This window comes from Rhizobacter sp. P2_H2, assembly GCF_056403375.1.
The window spans coordinates 1-2,271 of the sequence record NZ_JBFUFP010000905.1 but is presented as its reverse complement, the minus strand read 5'-3'; the positions used below and the strand labels follow the sequence as shown (position 1 = coordinate 2,271).

The following is a 2,271-nucleotide window of genomic DNA, read 5'->3' as shown; positions in this document are numbered from 1 at the left end:
GGGCAGTGCCGATTATAGAATTCGCCACCTTTTCGCGCCCCATGTCGACTTCTTCCCCCTCCCGCTTGTTCGCCCTCGTGCCGTGCGCCGGTGTCGGCGAGCGTGCCGCGGCGAACGGGCCGAAGCAGTACGCGGCACTGGCCGGTGCGAGCGTCGTCTCGCACACGCTCGCCGCACTCGCGCAGGTGGCGCGGCTCGCGAACGTGCTGGTCGTGCTGAGCCCTACCGACACCGCGTTCGAATCGCATGCACCCGGCTTCACCGGCTGGGCCGCGCGCGTCGGTGGCGAGACCCGCGCGCAGACGGTGGCCAACGGGCTGGCCGAGCTGCTGGCGCGCGGCGCGCACGCCGACGACTGGGTGCTGGTGCATGACGCCGCGCGCTGCCTGGTGCGCCCCGAATGGATCGACCGCCTGATCGACGTGTGCCTGCACGATGCGGTCGGCGGGCTGCTGGCGTTGCCGCTGGCCGACACGCTGAAGCACGAGGTGCAGGGCCGCAGCGAAGCGACGCTGGAGCGCCGCCACAAGTGGCAGGCGCAGACGCCGCAGATGTTCCGTATCGGCCGGCTGCGCGAGGCGTTGCTGCATGCCGGCGCCCAGGTCACCGACGAGGCGAGCGCGATCGAGGCGCAGGGCCGCTCGCCGCTGCTGGTGCGCGGCGCGCTGGAGAACCTGAAGATCACCTACCCGGACGACTTCGCGTTGGCCGAACGACTGCTGAGGACGCGCTGATGAACCCGAACCGCAACAAGCTGCCGGCGATGCGCATCGGCGAGGGCTGGGACACGCACCAATTGGTGGCCGACCGCAAGCTGGTGCTGGGCGGCGTCGAGATCCCGCACACGCACGGGCTGCTCGGCCATTCCGATGCCGATGCGCTGTGCCATGCGCTGACCGATGCGTTGTTCGGCGCCGCCGCGCTCGGCGACATCGGCAAGCACTTCCCCGACACCGACCCGCAGTTCCACGGCGCCGATTCGCTCGCGCTGCTGGCCGAGGCGGCGCGCCGCGTGCGTGCCGAGGGCTGGGAGATCGCCAACGTCGACAGCACCATCGTCGCGCAGCAGCCGAAGATGGCGCCGCACATCCTGACGATGCGCCAGCGCGTGGCCGGCGCGCTCGGCCTCGATGTCGACCGCGTCAGCGTGAAGGCCAAGACGGCCGAGAAGATGGGCCCGGTCGGCCGCCTCGAAGCCATCGAGGCGCGCGCCGTGTGCCTGCTGATCAAGCCCTGAGCGAAGCCTCCCGGCGTCGCCAGAACAGCCAGCCCAGCCCGCACGCCATCATCAGCACCACCGCCGGCTCCGGCACCGGCGTCACCAGGAACGCGCGGCTGCCGAGCGTGGTGACGACGAACTGCCCGCGGTCGTTGATGTCGCTCGCATACAGGAAGAGGTCGTTGAACGACGGATCGGCGTTGACGAACGACAGGCTGTTGACGTCGACCGGGTTGCTGCCGTCCGGGCCGGTGATGAAGGCGTGGGAGAACAGGTAGGGCGAGAAGGTGTAGCTGCCCGCGATCTGGCCGAGGTTGTTGATCGCGCGCCCCCCCGCATAGAACTCCTCTCGACCCTGCCCCTGGAACGTGACCAGTTGCTCCAGCCCGATCCGCTTCACGGCACCGTTGGCTTCGGTGAGGTAGACACCGCCGTCGGGGCCGTAGAACCTCGCGGCGCCGCTCAGCACCTGCCCGCGGTCGTTGATGTCCGACACGGTCGTGATCGTGTCGATGCTGTCGTAGTCGTAGCCGGGAACCCGCACCTCGGTCAGCGCCTGGTTGCTCGCATCGGCGAGGGCGCCGCGCCAGCGCACCGGCTCGGTCGCGTCGCCGCGCACGCGGTTCTCGGCGCTGACCGCCACGGTGCCGGCGGCATTGATGCCGCTCGCGGTCGAGGTCGCGCCACCCAGCGTGCCGATCGGCCGGATCGCGCCGGCGCCAGGCGTCGTGACGAAGCCGCGCTGCAGGCCGTCGGCGTTGACGAAGGTGCCCGTCACCTGGCCGCTGGCGTTGATGCGGCTGGCGAAGCTGTTCGCGCTCGACCCGAGGCTGCGCGGCGTAGCACCGGCGCCCTGCATCACGAAGGCGCGGACGTCGTCCGGTGCGTCGCCGTTGTTGCCGCTGATCGACGAGGTGCCGACGACCCAGCCCTGGTTGTTGATGCCGGTCGCCTGGTTCCAACTGCCGCCCAGCGTCGGGATGCTGGTCAGGCCGATGCCGTCGGCACCGGTCACGAAGGCCATGTAGCTGTCGTCGGACGACCAGCCGTTG

3 protein-coding genes are annotated in these 2,271 nt (G+C 70.5%); 2 read left to right on the top strand and 1 reads right to left on the bottom strand.

From position 1 onward, the window contains the following. The first annotated feature begins 41 nt into the window (after window positions 1-41). Window positions 42-734 carry a 2-C-methyl-D-erythritol 4-phosphate cytidylyltransferase gene (gene ispD / locus AC1D15_RS28065; RefSeq protein WP_477828590.1) on the top strand — a complete coding sequence of 231 codons (693 nt, stop codon included), beginning with the start codon at window positions 42-44 and terminating at the stop codon, window positions 732-734. Next, window positions 734-1,237, top strand: coding sequence for a 2-C-methyl-D-erythritol 2,4-cyclodiphosphate synthase (ispF, locus tag AC1D15_RS28060; RefSeq protein WP_465112575.1), 504 nt, complete (start codon window positions 734-736; stop codon window positions 1,235-1,237). The genes ispD and ispF overlap by 1 nt, the downstream gene beginning before the upstream one ends. Here ispF and AC1D15_RS28055 read toward each other — a convergent pair. Next, a partial coding sequence (locus tag AC1D15_RS28055) for a PEP-CTERM sorting domain-containing protein (protein ID WP_477828589.1) occupies window positions 1,227-2,271 on the bottom strand: 1,045 nt, incomplete at its 5' end. The genes ispF and AC1D15_RS28055 overlap by 11 nt on opposite strands.